The 18,567-nt window shown below is 64.9% G+C and carries 17 protein-coding genes; 6 read left to right on the top strand and 11 right to left on the bottom strand.

The annotated features are described in order from the left end of the window. Positions 1 to 229: 229 nt before the first annotated feature. On the top strand, positions 230 to 802 hold the full coding sequence (locus AAG813_RS10470) for a LuxR C-terminal-related transcriptional regulator (protein WP_341914617.1): 573 nt from the start codon (positions 230 to 232) through the stop codon (positions 800 to 802). Between the two features lie 9 nt (positions 803 to 811). Here AAG813_RS10470 and AAG813_RS10465 read toward each other — a convergent pair whose 3' ends face one another. Beyond that, positions 812 to 1,879: an ABC transporter substrate-binding protein gene (locus tag AAG813_RS10465; protein ID WP_341914632.1), complete on the bottom strand. Its 1,068-nt coding sequence runs from the start codon at positions 1,877 to 1,879 to the stop codon at positions 812 to 814. A 295-nt stretch (positions 1,880 to 2,174) separates the two neighbouring features. Between AAG813_RS10465 and AAG813_RS10460 the strand changes: the two genes are divergently transcribed. Further along, positions 2,175 to 3,686, top strand: coding sequence for an AMP-binding protein (locus AAG813_RS10460; RefSeq protein WP_341914616.1), 1,512 nt, complete (start codon positions 2,175 to 2,177; stop codon positions 3,684 to 3,686). Positions 3,687 to 3,697: 11 nt separating this feature from the next. Further along, entirely contained in the window at positions 3,698 to 4,492 is a 795-nt protein-coding gene (locus AAG813_RS10455) for an SDR family NAD(P)-dependent oxidoreductase (RefSeq protein WP_341914630.1), read from the top strand. Positions 4,493 to 4,635: 143 nt separating this feature from the next. Here the strand turns inward: AAG813_RS10455 and clpB are convergent, their stop codons facing one another. After that, positions 4,636 to 7,236: an ATP-dependent chaperone ClpB gene (gene clpB / locus AAG813_RS10450; protein WP_341914613.1), complete on the bottom strand. Its 2,601-nt coding sequence runs from the start codon at positions 7,234 to 7,236 to the stop codon at positions 4,636 to 4,638. 170 nt (positions 7,237 to 7,406) lie between these two features. Between clpB and AAG813_RS10445 the strand changes: the two genes are divergently transcribed. After that, complete coding sequence (locus tag AAG813_RS10445) at positions 7,407 to 8,024, top strand: hypothetical protein (protein ID WP_341914611.1); 618 nt, start codon at positions 7,407 to 7,409, stop codon at positions 8,022 to 8,024. A 47-nt stretch (positions 8,025 to 8,071) separates the two neighbouring features. Here the strand turns inward: AAG813_RS10445 and AAG813_RS10440 are convergent, their stop codons facing one another. Then, positions 8,072 to 9,310 carry a flavin-dependent oxidoreductase gene (locus AAG813_RS10440; RefSeq protein WP_341914609.1) on the bottom strand — a complete coding sequence of 413 codons (1,239 nt, stop codon included), beginning with the start codon at positions 9,308 to 9,310 and terminating at the stop codon, positions 8,072 to 8,074. 197 nt (positions 9,311 to 9,507) lie between these two features. After that, on the bottom strand, positions 9,508 to 10,512 hold the full coding sequence (locus tag AAG813_RS10435; protein WP_341914607.1) for a tripartite tricarboxylate transporter substrate binding protein: 1,005 nt from the start codon (positions 10,510 to 10,512) through the stop codon (positions 9,508 to 9,510). 106 nt (positions 10,513 to 10,618) lie between these two features. On the opposite strand from AAG813_RS10435, the gene AAG813_RS10430 reads away from it, so the two are divergent. Next, positions 10,619 to 11,113, top strand: a complete 495-nt coding sequence (locus AAG813_RS10430; protein WP_341914605.1) for a MarR family transcriptional regulator — start codon at positions 10,619 to 10,621, stop codon at positions 11,111 to 11,113. Between the two features lie 108 nt (positions 11,114 to 11,221). Here AAG813_RS10430 and AAG813_RS10425 read toward each other — a convergent pair whose 3' ends face one another. From AAG813_RS10425 to AAG813_RS10395, 7 genes are all read right to left on the bottom strand, one after another. After that, complete coding sequence (locus AAG813_RS10425; protein ID WP_341914603.1) at positions 11,222 to 11,695, bottom strand: molybdenum cofactor biosynthesis protein MoaE; 474 nt, start codon at positions 11,693 to 11,695, stop codon at positions 11,222 to 11,224. 1 nt (position 11,696) lies between these two features. Continuing rightward, positions 11,697 to 11,948: a molybdopterin converting factor subunit 1 gene (moaD, locus tag AAG813_RS10420; RefSeq protein WP_341914601.1), complete on the bottom strand. Its 252-nt coding sequence runs from the start codon at positions 11,946 to 11,948 to the stop codon at positions 11,697 to 11,699. Beyond that, on the bottom strand, positions 11,945 to 13,213 hold the full coding sequence (glp, locus tag AAG813_RS10415; RefSeq protein ID WP_341914599.1) for a gephyrin-like molybdotransferase Glp: 1,269 nt from the start codon (positions 13,211 to 13,213) through the stop codon (positions 11,945 to 11,947). The genes moaD and glp overlap by 4 nt, the downstream gene beginning before the upstream one ends. Then, positions 13,210 to 13,743 carry a molybdopterin-guanine dinucleotide biosynthesis protein B gene (gene mobB / locus AAG813_RS10410; RefSeq protein WP_341914597.1) on the bottom strand — a complete coding sequence of 178 codons (534 nt, stop codon included), beginning with the start codon at positions 13,741 to 13,743 and terminating at the stop codon, positions 13,210 to 13,212. Before mobB ends, glp begins: the two co-directional genes overlap by 4 nt. A gap of 78 nt (positions 13,744 to 13,821) precedes the next feature. Continuing rightward, positions 13,822 to 15,252, bottom strand: coding sequence for a threonine synthase (gene thrC / locus AAG813_RS10405; protein WP_341914594.1), 1,431 nt, complete (start codon positions 15,250 to 15,252; stop codon positions 13,822 to 13,824). 79 nt (positions 15,253 to 15,331) lie between these two features. Next, complete coding sequence (locus AAG813_RS10400) at positions 15,332 to 16,654, bottom strand: homoserine dehydrogenase (RefSeq protein WP_341914628.1); 1,323 nt, start codon at positions 16,652 to 16,654, stop codon at positions 15,332 to 15,334. Between the two features lie 25 nt (positions 16,655 to 16,679). Further along, the gene (locus AAG813_RS10395) at positions 16,680 to 17,939 is read right to left on the bottom strand and encodes a pyridoxal phosphate-dependent aminotransferase (RefSeq protein ID WP_341914592.1); all 1,260 of its coding nucleotides are present in this window, start codon (positions 17,937 to 17,939) and stop codon (positions 16,680 to 16,682) included. A 149-nt stretch (positions 17,940 to 18,088) separates the two neighbouring features. Between AAG813_RS10395 and AAG813_RS10390 the strand changes: the two genes are divergently transcribed. Further along, positions 18,089 to 18,490: an Mth938-like domain-containing protein gene (locus AAG813_RS10390; RefSeq protein WP_341914590.1), complete on the top strand. Its 402-nt coding sequence runs from the start codon at positions 18,089 to 18,091 to the stop codon at positions 18,488 to 18,490. Positions 18,491 to 18,567: the final 77 nt, after the last annotated feature.

Below are 18,567 nucleotides of genomic sequence, written 5' to 3'. Positions count from 1 at the left end.
GCGTACACGGGCCTGCCCGTGGGCCCAATCTTTACAACTCTCGACCCCTCAACCAGCTCTGACATGGTGCCCACCTTCTACTACTTGGTGGGCACCATCTTGGACAATACTTAGCCCACTCTCAAGAGGGTGCAGAGCAGACGCTTACGTAAAGCCCCCTCCGGGACAAGGTCTCACTACACGTATTCGCTAATGGCTGGCGCTGAACCTTCCTCCACAATCGGTTCGCATGAACAGCCCCGACGATCACCTGGAAACATTGCACACCCTGGAGCTGGCCTTCAACCTCGCACCGGTCGGCATGTGCGTTTCGCGCCAGCGGATTGTGCAACTCTGCAACGAGACCTTCGCGCGCCAGTTCGGCTACGAGGTTGACGAACTGCGGGGCAAGCCGCTGGCGCTGCTGTACCCGTCGATGGACGAGTTCACGCATGTCGGCAACCTCGGCCTGCCCGTCATGCGGGAAAAAGGCATCTACAACGACGAGCGCATCATGCGGCGCCGCGATGGCTCGCTATTCTGGTGCCATGTGGCCGGGCGAGCACTGGATCGCTCGGACCCGTTTGCCTGCGCAGTGTGGATGTTCGAGGATATTTCAGAGCGCCGCCCGGTGACCACCAGCCTGACCTTGCGCGAGCGCGAGATTGCCCAGCACCTGGTGACCGGCTCGACCAGCAAGCAGATCGCACGGGTGCTGGGCATCAGCCCGCGCACGGTCGAGGCCCACCGTGGCCGGCTGATGAAGAAATACGAGGCGTCCACCCATGGAGAACTGGTGGCGCGTCTGGTCGGTGGCGCCTGACGCGCTGCCCTATTTCAGCAGCTTGCCGCTGCTGCCGATCACGGTGACCTCCACATAACGCGAGCCCACCCGGTTGTCTGCGGAGTAGCCGACCGAGGTGCCACCGAGGTCGAAGTTGCCCATGCTCTCGAGCGCCTTCACCACTTTGGCGCGTGTCGGTTTGGGGCCGGCACGCCGCAGGCCTTCCACCAGCACCTTGGCACCGAGGAACTGCTCGAAGCTGGTGTAGTTGACCAGCTCGCCCGGCGCATACTTCTTGAGCAGGGCCTGGTATTCGCGAACCACCGGCAGGCTGGGCATGAAGGGGTAAGGCACGACCTGGCTGACCCCGAGTCCATGCGCGTTCTTCAGCCCGGCCAGCCTGACGATTTCAGCCGGGTCCACCACGGAGATGTTGTAGAGCTGGGCGCCGCCGCCGGCTTCCCGGTAACGCTTGATGAAGGCCGACGTGGACTTGTTCACCGAGATCATGATCACCGCCTGGGCATCCGAGGCCTTCACCTGCCGGACGGCCTCGTCCACCTTGTCGGTGTTGCGTTCATAAGGTGCGGCGACCGAGAGCGTGAGCTTGCGTTTGGCCAGCGCCTTTTGCACCCCCTCGAGCCCGGCCTTGCCAAAACCATCGTCCTGGTACATCACGGCAATACGCGTCATGCCCAGGGTCGAGACCTGCTGCACCATGTGTTCGGTCTCGTCGGCATAGCCGGCACGCACATGGAAGATCCAGGGGTTGAAGGGGCTGCGCAGCGGCTCGCCACCGGTGTACGGCGCCACCAGGGCCGCACCGCCCTGCTCGAGCACGCCGTCGGTCAGCAGCTTGCCGACATTCGATGTTCCGGCAAAGCCGTAAAGCGCCACCACCTCGGGGTTGGCCAGCGCCTCCCGGGTCAGCCGCACGGTTTCTTCCACCTTGTAGCCGTCGTCGCCCACCAGCACCCGGACTTTCTGGCCATGCACGCCGCCGGTGTCGTTGATGTGGCTGAAGTAGATCTGCCCGCCCAGCACCATCTGCTTGCCGGTGCTGGCCAGCACACCGGTCAGCGGCGCCAGCTGGCTGATGACGATGTCGGCCGCCATGGCCGTGGTTTGCAGCAGCGCCAGCGCCAGCGCGCAGGCCGTTCGGCCAAGGGCCTTTGTTGATGCCTTGTTCATGCTTGTCTCCTTTGTTTTTCGTTCGATATCAAGGAGGGCAAGCGTAGGTGCCGGGCGCCTGGCGCGCCAGACGTAGTGTTACTCCATGGGGCATACCATGAGGTGTTTCTACGCTATGGCCGCCGCACGCCGCACGGCCTATCCTTGCGGCTTTGCAAAAAATTCCGGAGCAACTTTTGCCACACCTCCCCCTGACCGGCTGGCGCAGCCTGCTGCTGCCATGAACCTCGCCCTCACCCTGCGGCGCATCGCCCTGGCCGATCCGCAGCGCCCCGCCCTGTTCGAAGGCAGCCGGCAAGTGCGCGACTACGGCGGCCTGGCCGACCGGGCGGCCCGCCTGGCCGCGGCCTTCGCGGCAGCCGGCCTGGCACCGGGCGATCGTGTTGCGCTGTTCATGCACAACCACCCGGCTTACCTGGAAGTGCTTTACGGTGCCTGGTGGGCCGGCCTGGTGGTCGTGCCGATGAATGCGAAGCTGCACCTGCGCGAGGCACAGTGGATCGTGGAGCACGCCCAGGCCAGCTGGGCTTTCATCACGCCCGAAGTGGGCGCCGGGCTGCAGGCGCCCGGTCGCACCGTGGACGTCACCGCTGCTGGCTACGAAGAACTGTTCGCCGGGCCAACCGCGCCCGTGACAGAGCGCACTGCCGCAGACCTGGCCTGGCTGTTCTACACCAGCGGCACCACCGGCAAGCCCAAGGGCGTGATGCTGTCCCACCGCAACCTGCTGACCATGGGCATGGGCTATTTTGTCGACGTGGACCCGATCGAACCGCGGGACGCGATTGTGTATGCCGCGCCCATGTCGCACGGCGCCGGGATCTACGCCATCCCCCACGTCATCGCCGGTGCGCGCCATGTGGTGCCGGCCTCCGGCAGCTTTGATCCGGCCGAGATTTTTGGACTGGCGGACTCGGTCGGCCGCCTGTCGCTGTTCGCGGCGCCCACCATCGTCAAGCGGCTGGTGGACCATGCCAGCGCCACCGGGGCCGACAGCAGCGGCTTCAAGACCATCGTTTACGGTGGCGCGCCCATGTACGCGGCCGACATCGAACGTGCCATCCAGGTCATGGGGCCGCGCTTTGTGCAGATCTATGGCCAGGGCGAAAGCCCGATGGTGATCACCGCGCTCTCGCGTGCCCAGCTGGCCGACACCCGCCATCCCCGACACGCACAACGCCTGGCCTCGGTCGGCATGGCGCAGACGCCGGTCGAGGTCCGCGTGGCCGACCCGTCCGGCCGGACCCTGCCGCTCGGTGAGGTGGGTGAAGTGCTGGTACGCGGCGACACCGTCATGAGCGGGTACTGGCGTGATGCGGACGCCACCGCCGCCGCCTTGCAGGACGGCTGGCTTTTTACCGGCGACATGGGGGCCATGGACGCCGACGGTTTTCTGACCCTCAAGGACCGCAGCAAGGATGTGCTGATCAGCGGCGGCTCCAACATCTATCCGCGCGAAGTCGAAGAGGTGCTGCTGCTGGCGCCCGGCGTGGCCGAGGTGGCGGTGGTCGGCGCGCCGGATCCGGAATGGGGCGAGGTCGTGGTGGCCTTTGTAGTGCCTGAGCCCGGCGCCACGCTCAACACGGAAACGCTGGACGCCGTATGCCTGGCGCACATCGCCCGCTTCAAGCGGCCCAAACGTTATGAAATCGTCAGCAGCCTGCCCAAGAACAACTACGGCAAGGTCCTGAAAACCGCGCTGCGCGAGCAGCTGAAGGAGAACACAGCGTGAGTGAAAAAAACATGACGGGCCGCCGCGCCCTGGTGACCGGTTCCCTCCAGGGCATCGGCCTGGCCATCGCCCGCGAGCTGGGCCGCCAGGGCTGCACGCTGGTGCTGCATGGCCTGGCCACCGAAACACTGAGGCGGGATGCCTGCGCCGACGTGCTCGAAGCAGGCGCACCCACGGTCGAAGTGCTCACGCACAACCTGCGCGACGCCAGCCAGGTGCAATTGATGATGGAGGCCGCACTGGCCACAGGCCCGCTCGACATCCTGGTCAACAACGCCGGCATCCAGCACACCGCCCCGCTGGCCGACATGCCGCGCGCCACCTGGGACGACATCATCGCCATCAATTTGTCGGCCGCGTTCGACACCATGCGCCTGGCGCTGCCGCAGATGGCCAGCCGCGGTTACGGCCGGGTGATCAACATCGCCTCGGTACACGGCCTGGTGGCGTCCGTCCACAAGGCGCCCTATGTGGCGGCCAAGTTCGGCATGGTCGGCATGAGCCGCGTGGCGGCGCTGGAATACGCCAGCGCCGGCAGCCGCGAAAGCGGCGGTGTCACCGTCAACTGCATCTGTCCCGGCTGGACCGAGACCGCCATCATCCAGCCGCAAATCGATGCCCGGGCCCTGCAACTGGGCACCGGCCGGGAAGCCGCCATCCGCGACCTGCTGAAGGAAAAACAACCCAGCCAGCGCACCTCGCTGCCCGACGAAATCGCCCGCGTGGTCAGCTGGCTGTGCGAACCGGCCGCGCACAACCTGACCGGCGTGTCGCTGCCGGTCGATGGTGGCTGGACGGCGCAGTAGGGGCGGCTTCAGGCACCCGAGGTCCGGACGGACCTGTGCACCTGCCGGAAATGAATAAAAAGTGCCTGTAGCCCAAGAAGGACGGGCGCAGGAAGCTATTGATTCAATAGCAATCCGCGCCGCCTCCGGGTCTCAGTGCAAGCTCAGTGCGTGGCGCGGTCGAACTTGAACACGCCGGGCTCGCGCACCGGGTCCACGTCCACCGGGATCGTGCTCTTGGGCAGGAAACGCCCTTCGAGCAGCAGCTTGGACAGCGGGTTCTCAATCCGCTGCTGGATCGCACGCTTGAGCGGCCGCGCGCCGAACACCGGGTCGAAACCGACCTTGGCGAGTTCGGCAATCGCCGCTTCCGACACTTCCATGTTCAGGTCCATCTTCTGCAGGCGCTCGATCAGCGTGCGCAGCTGGATGCGCGCGATGGACTCGATGTTTTTCGCGTCCAGCGAATGGAACACCACGGTCTCGTCGATGCGGTTCAGGAACTCGGGGCGGAAGTAGTTCTTCAGTTCGCCCTCCACCGCTTCCTTGATGTCCTCGTAGGGCTGACCGACCATGGACTGGATGATGGGTGAGCCGATGTTGCTGGTCATCACGATCACGGTGTTCTTGAAGTCCACGGTGCGGCCCTGGCCGTCGGTCAGGCGGCCGTCGTCAAGCACTTGCAGCAACACATTGAACACATCGGGGTGGGCTTTTTCCACCTCGTCGAGCAGCAGCACGCTGTAGGGCTTGCGGCGCACGGCTTCGGTCAGGTAGCCGCCCTCTTCGTAACCCACATACCCGGGAGGCGCACCGATCAGGCGGGCGACCGAGTGTTTTTCCATGAACTCGCTCATGTCGACGCGGATCAGGTGGTCTTCGCTGTCGAACAGGAAGCCGGCCAGCGCCTTGCACAGTTCGGTCTTGCCGACGCCGGTGGGGCCGAGGAACAGGAAAGAGCCGGTCGGGCGGTTCGGGTCACTCAGGCCCGAGCGCGAGCGACGGATGGCATTGGCCACCGCTCCGATGGCTTCGTCCTGGCCGACCACACGTTCGTGCAGCTTGCCTTCCATCAGCAGCAGCTTGTCGCGCTCGCCCTGCATCAGCTTGCTGACCGGGATGCCGGTGGCGCGCGCCACTACCTCGGCGATCTCTTCGGCGCCGACCTGGGTGCGCAGCAGGGTGGGCGCATTCGACTTGCCCTTGCTGGCTTCAGCGTCCTGCGCCTCCTTCAGGCGCTTTTCGAGTTCCGGCAGCTTGCCGTACTGCAGCTCGGCCACCTTGTTGAAGTCGCCCTTGCGGGTGAACTCCTCGATCTGGAAGCGGATGCGGTCGATCTCTTCCATCACGTCCTTGGAGCCGAGCGCCTGGGCTTTTTCGGCCTGCCAGATTTCGTCGAGGTCGGAAATTTCCTTTTGCAGCTTGCCGATTTCTTCTTCGATCAGCGCAAAGCGCTTTTGCGAGGACTCGTCTTTTTCTCGGCGCACGGCTTCACGCTCGATCTGCAGCTGGATCAGGCGCCGGTCGAGCTTGTCCATGACCTCGGGCTTGGAGTCCATCTCGATCTTGATCTTGGCCGCGGCCTCGTCGATCAGGTCGATCGCCTTGTCGGGCAGGAAGCGGTCGGTGATGTAGCGGTGGCTCAGCTCGGCCGCAGCCACGATGGCCGGGTCGGTGATCTGCACGCCGTGGTGCACCTCGTATTTTTCCTGCAGGCCGCGCAGGATGGCGATGGTGGCCTCGACGCTCGGCTCATCCACCAGGATTTTCTGGAAGCGGCGCTCGAGCGCGGCGTCTTTCTCGATGTACTTGCGGTATTCATCGAGCGTGGTGGCGCCCACACAATGCAGCTCGCCGCGCGCCAGCGCGGGCTTGAGCATGTTGCCCGCATCCATCGCGCCTTCGGCCTTGCCGGCGCCCACCATGGTGTGCAGCTCGTCAATGAACACAATCGTCTGGCCTTCGTCCTTGGCCAGTTCTTTCAGCACGGTTTTCAGACGCTCCTCGAACTCGCCGCGGAACTTGGCACCGGCCAGCAGCGCGGCCATGTCCAGGCTCAGCACCCGTTTGCCTTTCAGGGAATCGGGCACCTCCCCGGCGACGATGCGCTGGGCCAGGCCTTCGACGATGGCGGTCTTGCCGACGCCGGGTTCGCCGATCAGCACCGGGTTGTTCTTGGTGCGGCGCTGCAGCACCTGGATGGCGCGGCGGATCTCGTCGTCGCGGCCAATCACCGGATCCAGCTTGCCCATGCGGGCACGCTCGGTCAGGTCCATGGTGTATTTCTTGAGCGCCTCGCGCTGGCCTTCAGCCTCGGGGCTGTCCACGCCCTGGCCGCCGCGCACGGCATCAATGGCGGCTTCGAGCGCCTTGCGTGTCAGGCCGGCCTCCTTGGCCAGACGACCGACCTCGGCCTTGCTGTCGGCCACCGCCAGCAAAAACAGCTCGCCGGCGATGAACTGGTCGCCGCGTTTGATGGATTCCTTTTCGGTGGCCTGCAGCAGCTTGCCGAGCTCGGGGCCGACCTGGATCTGCTCCTGGCCCGACACCGTCGGCAGCTTCTTGACGGCGGCGTCAGCGGCAGCCTGCAAGGCCGCCACGTTGACACCCGCGCGCTGCAGCAGCGCCTTCGGGCCGTCTTCCTGGCCCAGCATGGCGGCCAGCAGGTGCACCGGCTCGATGTAGGCGTTGTCGTTGCCCAGGGCGAGTGACTGTGCGTCACTGAGCGCTTCCTGGAATTTGGTAGTGAGTTTGTCCTGGCGCATGGCGTCCCTTGGTGAATGTGATTGCTGAAGATCTGGGGCTGGACCCGGGGGTTTTCAATAGTCCCTGCTCACAACCGGGTTGATGGCTCCTTTATGCCCAGCTTCGCCGGCGGGCGGCTTGACAGAGATCAAGCACACAGGGAGAACAGGCGGCGGATTAAAATCAGTTCATGAACATCCACCAGGTTTCGGTCAGTTACGTCCAGGAGCAGGACCGCCTGATGATCCGCATCAACGGGCGGGACGGCGGCGAGTTGCGCGCCTGGCTCACGCGGCGCCTGGCGCTGGCGCTGCTGCCCGTGCTTGATAAAACCGCAGCCGACCAGACCCGCAAGGCGGCCACGCCCGAAGAGGCCGCCACCAGCCTGGATGAGCAGCGCGGCCAGTTGCTGACAAGCTTCCAGAAAGAAGCGTCGCTGCGCAGCGGGGATTTTGAAACCCCTTACCGCGACCAGCCCGGCCTGCCCGCCGACGTGGCGATCGGCCCCGAACCCTTGCTGCTGACCGAGGTGAAGATCACCCTGATGGGCAACGGCCAGCTGCGCCTGCAGCTGTTTGAAACGCTGCCGGGTCAAGCCACGATGCGCGATTTCCAGGTGATGATGGACCCGCAGCTGAGCAACGGCCTGCTGCATCTGCTGCACCAGAGCGTGAAGCTCTCGCAGTGGCTCACGGTGCCGGCAGCAGCGGCGGCCGCACCTGAGGATGTCGTGGTGCAGGAAGCCGCGCACGACACCGAGCCAGCCGACCTGTCGGTGGACCTGCCCCGGCCCAAGTACCTGAACTGAGGTCGTGCGGATTCCGGACGGCGCACCCGCGCCGGCCCTCGCCCGCCCTACTTCGTGGCCGTCTCCAGCGAGAAGCCTGCCACCTGCTTGTAGTGGTCTGAAATCGCGCGCAGCTCCTGCTGGCTGATCAGCGCATCGATGTCCGCAAAAGGCTTGCCGCCGCTCAGTTCGTCCACCTTGATGTTGATGAAATCGGGCGGCACCGAGCGGTTCGTCAGCACGATGTTCGCGGTCGGGGCCAGCCGCAGCTGCTCGTAGGCCTGCAGCGCGGCCCGCGCATCGCCACCGGCTTGCAGCGCCAGCTGCTCGGCCAGCACGCGTGCGTCGATCAGGGCCTGGGCCGAGCCGTTCGAGCCGCGCGGGTACATCGGGTGAGCCGCGTCGCCGAGCAGGGTCACGCGACCGAAGGTCCACTGCGGCACCGGGTCCTTGTCGACCATGGGGTACTCGAGGATCTGCTCGGCGTTGGCGATCAGCGCCGCCACATCCAGCCACGGAAAGCGCCAGTCCTTGAAGATGCCGAGGAAATCCTTGAGGTCGCCCTTGTGGTTCCAGTCGTTCATGGCGGCGTTGTCGCGCTGGATCTCGGCGACCCAGTTGATCAGCTGGTGGCCCTCGTCGTCCAGCTTGTCGACGATGGGGTAAATCACCATCTTGCCGGTGTCGATGGACCCCACTCGCATGTAGCTGCGGCCGGTCAGGATGGGTTTGTGCCGCGTCACGCCGCGCCAGGTGTTGATGCCGGCAAACGCGACTTTTTCTTCGGGGTAGAACTGGCGGCGCAGCGTGGAGTTGACGCCGTCGCAGGCAATCACCACGTCGGCTTTCACCGGCGGCAGACTCATGCCGCTGGAGGTCTGCGTGAAATGCAGGGTGGCGCCGTTCTCGTCCTGTTCCACACGCACGCAGCGGCGGTTGGTGTGGATGGCGTCGGGGCTGAGTCGCTCGAGCGCCGCTTCGTAAAGCAGGCGGTGCAGCTTGCCGCGCGGCAGGCCGATCTCGGGCAAGGCGTAGCCGGCATGGCGGCCGCGTGGCTCCCTGTAGATGAACTGGCCGAAGCGGTTGAAAAACACGCTTTCCTCGTTTTCGATGCCGACCGCTTCGAGCTGCGGCTGCAGGCCGAGCGCCGCCAGCTCGCGCATGGCGTGCGGCAGCAGCGTGATGCCGACGCCGAGTTCCTTGACTTCCGGCACGGTTTCAAAAACCTCGCTCTGGATGCCGCGCTGATGCAGCGCAAGCGCCAGGCTCAGCCCGCCTATGCCGCCGCCGACGATGGCAATTTTCATGGTGTTCTCTTCGATGGTTTCAAATGGACTGTCATTGCGAACCTGATCCGCAATCCCTGCAGGCACGCCGCAGTTCCCGTGCATGCAGCATGGATCCCGGACCACGTCCGGGATGACAGCGGATACTAATGGTGAGCATCAAAATGGCCTCCAACCCTTTAAGGAAGCGCGCCATCAGCTATCTATTCAGGAGCAGATCAGTTCGCGGTGATGCCCTGGGCCCGGATCAACCCGGCCCAGCGCTTCGCATCCAGCTCCACCAGGCTTTTGAACTCGCCCGGCGTGCTGCCGGTCGGGTCCATGCCCTGGGTCTGGAAGGCTTTTTTGACCTCGTCGCTCAGCAAGATCTCGCGGATCTCGCGGTTGTACAGGGCAACCAGTTCGGGCGAGGTGCCCGGTGGCGCAAAAATGCCGTACCACATGTCCACGTTGACCTTGCCCGCTTTGGCCTCGGCCAGCGTCGGCACCTCGGGCAACAGCGCGTGGCGCTTGTCGCTGCCGATGCCCAGCGCCACCAGCCGGCCCGACTTCACATGCGGCAAGGCGACGTGGATGGGCAGGAACATGGTTTCGATCTGGCCGCCGAGCAGGTCGGTCAGTGCCGGTCCAGTGCCGCGGTACGGGATATGCGTGACAAACACGCCCGCCGTGCTTTTGAACAGTTCCATCGCCAGGTGGTGCGGCGTGCCCACCCCGGGCGAGCCGTAGTTGATGCGGCCGGGCTTCTGGCGCGCAGCCGCCACCAGCTCCGAGGCGCTTTTGAAACCGGTCTTCGGGTGAGCCACCAGCAGCAGCTGGCCCCAGCTGGTCAGCGTCACCGGGGTCAGGTCCTTCACCGGGTCGAAGGTCAGCTGCGGGTACAGGCTGGCATTCATCACCAGCGTGTTGACCGTCACCAGCAAGGTGCTGCCATTGGGCGCGGCACGCACCACGGCCTCGGTGCCGATGTTGCCGGACGCGCCGGCACGGTTGTCCACCACCACCGGCCGCCCCAGGCGCTCGGACAGCCTGGGGCCCACCGTGCGGGCAATCAGGTCGATGCCGGTGCCCGGTGTGAAGGGCACGATCAGGCGAATCGGCGCCTGCGGCAGCACCGGAGCCTGGACGGCCTGGGCCAAGGCGCCCGCGCTGGCGCCCGCCGCGACCAGCAGGAGCCCCAGCTGGATCGCCAGCCGACGGCGTGGAGAAATACTGATCTGCATCAAACATCCTTTTTGGTTTGCATGCTAACTATTATTCACCTGAAGTGACAAGGCACAATCCATGAATTCCCTTAGAGCCACTTGTTGACGAGAACTTTCCACTGCCGTGCCCGCCTTTAACAAACTCTCCCAACTTTATGCCCGCCCCGGCTTCCTGCTGCGCCGCGCACACCAGATCTCCACCGCGGTGTTCGAGGACGAATGCCGCGGCGTGGGGCTGACGCCGGCACAGTTCGGAGTGCTCAGCGTGTTGCGCGCCACGCCAGGGCTGGACCAGTCCACGCTGGCGCGTGCGCTGGGTTTCGACAAGGTGACGGTGTTGCGGGTGCTGCGCGGCCTGGAAACGCGGGGCCTGATCGAACGCGTGCCGGCGCCGGCGAGCCGGCGCAATCTGGCGGTGTCCCTGTCGGCCGCGGGGCTGGACCTGCTCACACAGGCGCAGGAACCGGCCGACCGGGCCTACGACCGCCTGATGGCGCCGCTGAGCAAGGCGCAACAGGGCCAGCTGCTGGAGTTGCTGCAATTGCTGACGATGGGGCTGGAAAACGACGCGCGCGCCGCGTTTGTGCCACCGAACCAGGACGCTGACGGGCAAGCCTGAGCAGGCTGCCCAGGCGCAATGCTGTTCGGTCCGTTCACCCTGAGCCAGTCGAAGGGCTGCAAGGCTTCGACAAGCTCAGCCCGAACGGGAAGGTGAAACGTATTGCGTCTAGGCGTTGGACGCCTGGATGCCCCACTTGGCCAGCGCCGCGTCGTCGCTGACCCGTGCATCGACCCAGCGCGCGCCCTCCGGCGTCTGCTCTTTTTTCCAGAACGGGGCCTGGGTCTTGAGGTAGTCCATCAGGAACTCGCAGGCCTGGAAACTCTCGCCGCGATGCGCCGAGGTCACCGCCACCATCACCACCTGGTCCAGCGGCTGCAGCAGCCCGACGCGGTGGATCACACGCGCACCGAAAATATCGAAGCGCACCATGGCCTCGTCAATCATGGCTTCGATGGCTTTTTCGGTCATGCCGGGGTAGTGCTCGAGCTCCATGCTGCTGACGTTCAGGCCATCGTTGCGGTCTCTGACCGTGCCAATGAAACTGCAGACGGCGCCGACGCGTTTGTCGTTCGCGCGCAGCCTTTCAATCTCTTGCGCGAGATTGAAGTCGCCGGTCTGGATGCTCACGCGATCGGCCATCTCAGCCTCCCGTCACCGGCGGAAAGAAGGCGACTTCGCAGCCGTCGGTCAGTGCCGCCGACTCGTCGCTCATGACCTGGTTGAGCGCCATGCGCACCGACTTGCCGCGCGCCAGCGCCTCGGCATAGGCCGGGCCGCGCGCAATAAGCTCGTCGCGCAGGTCGGCCAGGCTGGCGGCTGCGGTGTCGATCTGCTCGCTGCCCTGCCCGATGGCTTCACGCACGGACGCAAAATACCTGACGGTGATGTTCATGCCAGCCATTCCGAAAAAGCGATGAAACGCACGGTGTCGCCATGCGCGATGGTCTGGCCCGACGGGTTGTCCACCACGCCGTCACCCCAGACCGCCGAGGTCAGCACGCCAGAACTCTGGTTGGGAAACAGGTCCAGCCCGCCGGCGGCATTGCGCCGCACCCGCAAGAATTCACGGCGTTTATCGGCCCGGGGCCAGCTGAAATGGGCGGTAGCCGCTATGGATTTGGGAGCAACGTCATCCACCCCCTGGAGCCGGAGCAGGAAGGGCCGCACCAGCAGCAGAAAGGTCAGAAAGCTGGAGACCGGGTTGCCCGGCAGTCCCATGAAGTGCGCCGCGCCAACCCGGCCATAGGCAAAAGGTTTGCCCGGCTTCATGGCGATCTGCCAGAGGTCAAGCGAGCCGAGCTGCTGCACGGCCGGCTTGATGTGGTCTTCTTCCCCGACCGACACGCCGCCGCTGGTGAGGATCAGGTCATGCCCTTGGCTGGCGCTGCGCAGCGCCTCCAGCGTGGCGGCCCGCTGGTCCGGCACGATGCCCAGGTCGCTGACCTCGCAGCCCAGGCGCAGCAGCAAGGCGCGCAGAAAGAAGCGGTTGGAGTTGTAGATGGCGCCGGGGCGCATCTGCGCGGGCGCCACCTCGCCGGGCATCACCAGTTCGTCGCCGGTGGAAAACAGCGCCACCCGCGGGCGCCGCGCCACCTGCAGCCGGTCCATGCCAATACTGGCCGCCAGCCCAAGCGCAGCGGGCGTGAGTCGCTCACCTTTTGAGAGCACCGTGGCGCCACGCGTGACGTCTTCGCCGGCGCGGCGTATCCACTGGCCGGGGCGCGGCAGCTGCCGCACGCTGACATACCCTTCGCGATCCGCCAGCGGCTCGCAGTCTTCCTGCATCACCACCGCGTCGGCTCCAGCCGGAATCGGCGCGCCGGTAAAAATGCGCGCCACCGTGCCGGGCTCCAGCGCGCTGCCGCTGCTGCCGGCCGCAATACGCTGCGACACGCGCAACACCACGCCCTCGTCGGCCAGCTCGGCGCTTCGCACGGCATAACCGTCCATGGCGCTGTTGTCTTCCGGTGGCACCTGCAGCGCCGAGACCACCGCTTCGGCGAGCACCCGGCCGTCGGCGTCGAAGGTGGACACGGTGTCGCTGGCTGCCAGCGGTACGGCGCGGCCCAGCAGCTCAGCCAGCGCCTCGTCGAGGGCCTTGAGCGGCGGGCGCGTGGCGGGTTTCGCGGAAGGGGAAGTGGAGGCGGAAGTATTCATGCATACAACTCGGCGCAGTAGACAAACCGTTCGTGATTCTCGATCAACCAGTCCGCGACGGCATCGGCGTCGTTCAAATCCAGCACCGGCCTGAGGGTGGTTTCAGGCAACCGGTCCGGCGAGTCGGTGGCGATCGCGACCACAAAATCATCGTCCGGGTAACGCGCCGGTTTACCCGACTCGGCACGCCAGACCTCGACCTTGAGCAGGTCACTGCTTTTGAAACCTTCCACCAGCACCCAGTCCACGCCTTCGTACAGCTCGGCGATCAGGTGATGCACCGAGAGCACCTTCGGCTGCTCGAACTCGCGGATCAGCGCCAGCCGGTTGTCCGAGGCCACGACCACCTCGAAGGCCCCGGCCTGCCGGTGGCGGTACGTGTCCTTGCCGGGCTGGTCGATGTCGAAGTTGTGGTGGGCGTGTTTGACGACCGAGACCCGCAGGCCGCGCAGCTTGAGCGCGGGAATCAGGCTTTCCACCAGGGTGGTCTTGCCCGAACCGGAATAGCCGGCAAATGCAACAACGTTCATAAACTGCCTTTGGCCGATCCTGATTTGCTACCAATACCATAGCTTCCTGCGCCCACCCGTAAAGGGCTGGAGGCCGATTCAGTCCACATGGCTGGCGATGTAGGCCTTCACCGCGGCTGCATCGGCCGGCATGAGCTGCACCCGTTTGGGCAGGGCCTCGATGCCTTCAAAGCGGGCGGGCCGCGGCGGCGACTGGCCCAGCGCTTCCTCGATGGTGGCGGCAAACTTGATCGGCAAGGCCGTCTCCAGCACGATCATGGGCACGCCGGCCGAGAGCTGTTGACGCGCGACTTTCAGGCCGTCGGCCGTGTGGGTGTCGATCATGGTGCCGAAGCGCGCAAAGGTGTCGCGAATCGTCTGCAGCCTGTCGGCGTGGGTGCTTTTGCCGCTGGCAAAGCCGTAGTGCCGGGCGGCCGACTGGAAGGTCGTGTCGCCGCTCAGGTCGAAGCGGCCCTGCGTGGACAGCTGCGCACCGAACAGGTCGGCGACACGCGCCGCATCACGCCCGAGCAGGTCGAACACAAAACGCTCGAAGTTCGAGGCCTTGGAAATGTCCATCGACGGGCTGGAGGTCTCGTGCGTGTCGGCGCTGGCGCGCACGCGGTACACGCCGGTGCGGAAGAACTCGTCGAGCACATCGTTTTCGTTGGTGGCGACCACCAGCTTGTCAATCGGCAGCCCCATCATGCGCGCCACATGCCCGGCGCAGACGTTGCCGAAGTTGCCGGAAGGCACGGTGAAACTCACCTTGCCACCGCCTGGTGTGGCGGTTGCCTGGAAGTAACCGGCAAAGTAGTACACCACCTGCGCCAGCAGACGCGCCCAGTTGATCGAGTTGACCGTGCCAATCTTGTAGGTGCGCTTGAACGCCAGGTCGTTGGACACGGCCTTGACGATGTCCTGGCAGTCGTCGAACACGCCTTCAATCGCGATGTTGTGAATGTTGGCGTCCTGCAGGCTGAACATCTGCGCCTGCTGGAAGGGGCTCATGCGGCCCTGCGGCGAGGTCATGAAGACGCGCACGCCCTTCTTGCCGCGCATCGCGTATTCGGCGGCGCTGCCGGTGTCGCCACTGGTCGCGCCCAGGATGTTGAGCTCCTCGCCGCGGCGCGCCAGTTCGTACTCGAACAGGTTGCCCAGCAGTTGCATGGCCATGTCCTTGAAGGCCAGGGTCGGGCCGTTGGACAAAGCCTCCAGATACAGGCCGGGCTCGAGCTGGCGCAGCGGAACAATCTCTTGGGTGCCGAACACTTCCGCGGTGTAGGTCTTGCGGCAGAGGGCCTTCAGGTCGGCGGGCGGGATGTCGTCGATGTAGAGCGACAGCACTTCGAAAGCCAGGTCGGCATACCCCGAATCGCGGTAGACGGCGCGCCACTTCTCCAGCATGGCGGCATCGACCTGCGGGTAGGTTTCGGGCAGGTAGAGCCCGCCGTCGGGCGCCAGGCCCTCGAGCAGGATTTCGCAGAACTGCTTGCGGTCCGCGTGGCCGCGGGTCGAGAGGTATTTCATTGCTCGCCCGGCCGCCCGTAGGGCAATGAGCGCCCCCTCGGGGGGCAGAGAACGGAGTGAACGTGGGGGCTGTACATATTCAGGCGAGCTCTTCCTTGCGGATGCGCGTGATGGGCGAGAGCACGGTAGGCAGCGCCTGCATCTGGGCCAGCGCACCGTTCATCTTCGCCTCGACACAGTCGTGCGTCAGGATGATCAGGTCGGTCTGGGTCGAGCCCTCGCCGCCGACCTCGTCGGCTTCGCGCTGCAGCATCGCATCGATGCTGATGCCGGCTTCGGCCAGGATGCCGGTGACCTTGGCCAGCACGCCGGCTTCGTCAGCCACGTTCAGACGCAGGTAATAACTGGTGACCACCTCGCTCATCGGCAGCACCGGCATGTCACTCATCGACTGCGGCTGGAAGGCCAGGTGCGGCACGCGCTGCGCGGCCTCGGCGCCGTGCAGGCGCGCGATGTCCACCAGGTCGGCAATCACCGCGCTGGCGGTCGGCTCGCTGCCCGCGCCCTTGCCGTAATACAGCGTGGTGCCCACGGCATCGCCCTGCACCATCACGGCGTTCATCGCGCCCTCGACATTGGCGATCAGACGCTTGGCCGGCACCAGGCTGGGGTGCACCCTCAGCTCGATACCCTTGGCCGTGCGCTTGGTGATGCCCAGCAGCTTGATGCGGTAGCCGAGCTGCTCGGCGTATTTGATGTCCTGCGCGCCGAGTTTGGTGATGCCCTCGACGTAGGCCTTGTCGAACTGCACCGGGATGCCGAAGGCGATTGCCGACATCAGCGTGGCCTTGTGCGCCGCGTCCACGCCCTCGATGTCGAAGGTCGGGTCGGCTTCGGCATACCCGAGTCGCTGCGCTTCCTTCAGCACGACGTCGAAGTCCAGACCCTTGTCGCGCATCTCGCTGAGGATGAAATTGGTCGTGCCGTTGATGATGCCGGCAATCCACTCGATGCGGTTGGCCGTCAGGCCTTCGCGCAGCGCCTTGATGATGGGAATACCGCCGGCGACGGCGGCTTCAAACGCCACCATCACGCCGTGTTTGTGCGCGGCCGCAAAAATCTCGGTGCCATGCACGGCCAGCAGGGCCTTGTTGGCCGTGACCACGTGCTTGCCCGCCGCAATCGCTTCCAGCACCAGTTGCCGCGCAATGCCGTAGCCGCCGATCAGCTCGATGATGATGTCGATCTCGGGGTTGGCAATCACGGCCCGGGCATCAGCCACCACTGTCACCCCGGCACCGGCCGCCGCCTGCGCGCGTGTCGTGTCGAGGTCGGCCACCATGGCGATCTCGATGCTGCGGCCGGCGCGGCGGAATATTTCTTCCTGGTTGCGCTTCAAAACGGTGAACACACCGCTGCCCACGGTGCCCATGCCCAGAAGGCCTACCTTGATCGGTTTCAGATTCATTGATGTCATGTCGTTCGGGTCATTTGAGAATGGGTTCGGCCACCGGCGCGCTGGCCGGCTGCATGCTTTTTCGGCGGCTTTCCAGGAATTTGGCGATGCGGCCAATCGCCTCGCGCAGGTCTTCCTCATGCGGCAGAAAGACGATGCGGAAGTGGTCCGGCGCCGCCCAGTTAAAACCGGTGCCCTGCACCAGCATCACCTTCGTTTCCTTGAGCAGTTCCAGGAAAAACTGTCGGTCGTCGGTGATCGGATACACCTTGGGGTCGAGCCGGGGGAACATGTAAAGCGCCGCACTCGGCTTGACGCAGCTCACGCCGGGAATCGCGGTGATCAGCTCGTAGGCCAGGTCGCGCTGGCGGCGCAGGCGCCCGCCCTCGCCGGTCAGGTCGTTGATGCTCTGGTAGCCGCCCAGCGCCGTCTGGATGGCCCACTGGCCCGGCACGTTGGAGCACAGCTTCATGTTGGCCAGCATGTTCAGGCCCTCGATGTAGTCCTGCGCCTGCTTTTTCGGCCCGGACACCACCAACCAGCCGGCGCGGTAGCCGCAGGAGCGGTAACTCTTGGACAGCGAGTTGAAGGTCAGCGTCAGCACATCGGTGGACAAACTGGCGATCGCCGTGTGTTTGACACCGTCGTACAGCACCTTGTCGTACACCTCGTCGGCCAGGATCACCAGGCCGTGTTCGCGCGCGATGTCGATGATTCCGCGCAGCAGTTCGTCGGAATACAGCACGCCAGTCGGGTTGTTCGGGTTGATGACCACGATGCCTTTGGTCTTCGGCGTGATCTTGGCGCGGATGTCATCGAGGTTGGGCATCCAGCCGTTGGCCTCGTCGCACAGGTAATGCACCGGCGTGCCGCCCGCCAGGCTGGTGGAGGCCGTCCATAGGGGGTAGTCGGGAGACGGCAGCAGCAGCTCGTCGCCGTTGTCCAGCAGCGCATTGGTCGCCATGGAAATCAGCTCGCTCGCGCCGTTTCCCAGATAGATGTCGTCCAGCGTCACGCCCTTGATGCCCTGGCGCTGCGTTTCGTGCATCACGGCCTTGCGCGCGGCAAAAATCCCCTTGCTGTCCGAATACCCCGCCGAGGCCGGCAGGTTGCGGATCATGTCCTGCTGGACTTCTTCAGGCGCGTCAAAACCGAACACCGCGAGATTGCCGAGGTTGAGCTTGATGAGCTTTTGCCCCTCTTCCTCCATCTGCTTGGCGGCATCCATGATGGGACCGCGGATGTCGTAAAGCACATTGGCCAGTTTGGCCGATTTGGTGATCAATTTCATGGTCTGTGGTCGTTCTTCAGCAAACGTAAAGCCTGCAAAGGCGCAATGGACGCAGGGGTAAGCGGAAATTGGGACGGAATCTATAATTTGACCACATAAAACCGCGATTTCGCGGGCCGGCAGCCCCCACCACCTCTCCTGAACACCGCATGAAATTACAGCCCGACCGCCTCGACGTTCAATCCATTCTTGGCTATGGCCCCGGATGGATAGGCCTGGGCAACCAGGGGGTGGCCGAAAAAATAGAGCAAAGCATCGTGATCGGCTCACGCGGCGAAAAGTTCGCCTGGGACTGCGCCCGTTTTGAAGACCTCACGCCGGCGCACTTCGAGCGTCTGGCAGAGATCCGGCCCGAACTGGTGATCTTCGGCAGCGGCAGCCGGATACGTTTTGCGCCGCCAGCCTTGTTGCGCAGCCTGATGGCGGCGCGCATCGGCATCGAAACCATGGACACCCTGGCAGCCTGCCGTACTTACAACATCCTGGCTGGCGAAGGCCGGATCGTGCTGACCGCACTGCTGATTGAGCCGCCAGATCGCGCCCACGGGTGAGCAACCTGCTTTCAGGGTAAAATCTAGGGTTGCATTTGGTGCAACGTCGGGGGTTTGGCCCAAATTTTGCGGTCAAA

Source organism: Polaromonas sp. YR568, assembly GCF_943371715.1.
Taxonomy (GTDB): Bacteria; Pseudomonadota; Gammaproteobacteria; order Burkholderiales; family Burkholderiaceae_C; genus Polaromonas.
This window is presented reverse-complemented; position numbering and strand designations above follow the sequence as displayed.